The organism is Amorphus sp. MBR-141, from assembly GCF_053628695.1.
In genome coordinates this window covers 1-1,283 of the sequence record NZ_JBRJGW010000090.1, presented here as the reverse complement: position 1 = coordinate 1,283, position 1,283 = coordinate 1, and the positions used below count along the sequence as shown (strand labels likewise).

General features: G+C 60.8%; 1 protein-coding gene. It reads left to right on the top strand.

Annotated features, from left to right (window positions below; genetic code table 11):
* Positions 1–83 precede the first annotated feature (83 nt).
* A protein-coding gene (locus ACSSVZ_RS28130; RefSeq protein WP_453974171.1) for an IS3 family transposase occupies positions 84–1,222 on the top strand; the annotation gives its coding sequence in 2 pieces (ribosomal slippage) (positions 84–348 and positions 348–1,222; 1,140 coding nt in all).
* The last annotated feature ends 61 nt before the right edge of the window (positions 1,223–1,283 follow it).

Sequence of the window (1,283 nt, the reverse complement as noted above, 5' to 3'; positions counted from 1 at the left end):
AGAGGTGGCTCGGGAAAACTGGACACCTGGGATAAGTGGAATTTCTGCCTGAGATCGGCATGATGCCGTTAACAGGAGAGACCATGAGCAGACGACCCCGCCGGAACCACAGCCCGGCCTTCAAGGCGAAAGTGGCGCTTGCCGCAATCAAGGGGGAGAAAACGCTGGCCGAACTGGCGGAGCAGTTCGACGTGCACGCCAATCAGATCACGTCTTGGCGTGCACAGCTTCTGGAAGGGGCCGCCGAAGTCTTCGGCGGCGATGGGAAGGCCGAAGCGCCGCCACCAATCGATGTGAAGGAACTGCACGCGAAGATCGGCGAGTTGACGCTCACGAACGATTTTTTAGCCGGCGCGCTCACCAAGGCGGGATTGCTGAGCGCAAAGCGATGATCGACCGTCAGCACCCTTTGTCCCTCAGGAAGCAGGCGGCGGCCCTCGGCATTAGCCGGGGGAGCGTCTATTATCTGCCGCGACCGGTTCCCGCCGCCGATCTGGCGTTGATGCTGCGGATCGACAAATTGCATCTGGACTACCCCTTCGCGGGCAGTCGGATGATGCGCGACTTCCTCGTTCGCGAGGGCTTCGATGTCGGCCGCTTCCACGTCGCGACACTGATGAAGCGCATGAGGATCGCGGCGATTTATCGGCGCCCAAACACCTCGAAACCGGCTCCGGGCCACAAGATCTACCCGTATCTGCTGCGCAAGCTGCCGATCACGGGGCCAAACCAGGTCTGGGCAATCGACATCACGTACATCCCCATGGCGCGGGGCTTCGTCTATCTCGCGGCCGTGGTCGACTGGTTCAGCCGCAAGGTGCTGGCCTGGCGGCTCTCGATCACCATGGACACGGCGTTCTGCATCGAGGCTGTCGAGGAGGCGCTGGCAAAGCACGGCAAGCCGGAGATCTTCAACTCGGACCAGGGCAGCCAGTTCACCAGCGTGGCCTTCACAGATCTGCTGAAGAAGCACGAGATCACCATCTCCATGGACGGCAAGGGCGCATGGCGGGACAACGTGTTCGTCGAACGGCTCTGGCGAACCATCAAATACGAAGAGGTCTATCTTCGCGCCTACGCCAGCGTGTCGGAAGCCAGGGCTTCTCTGGCGAGATACATCGACCAATTCTACAACGCCCGCCGACCCCATTCGAGCCTTGATCGGCAGACGCCGGACGAGGCCTACTTCAATGCGCTGCCACCAATCACGATGGCAGCCTAACCAAGGCAGAAATCCACTTAGCGATCGCCCGGAAACTGTTCAGACAAACCGAGCCACCTCT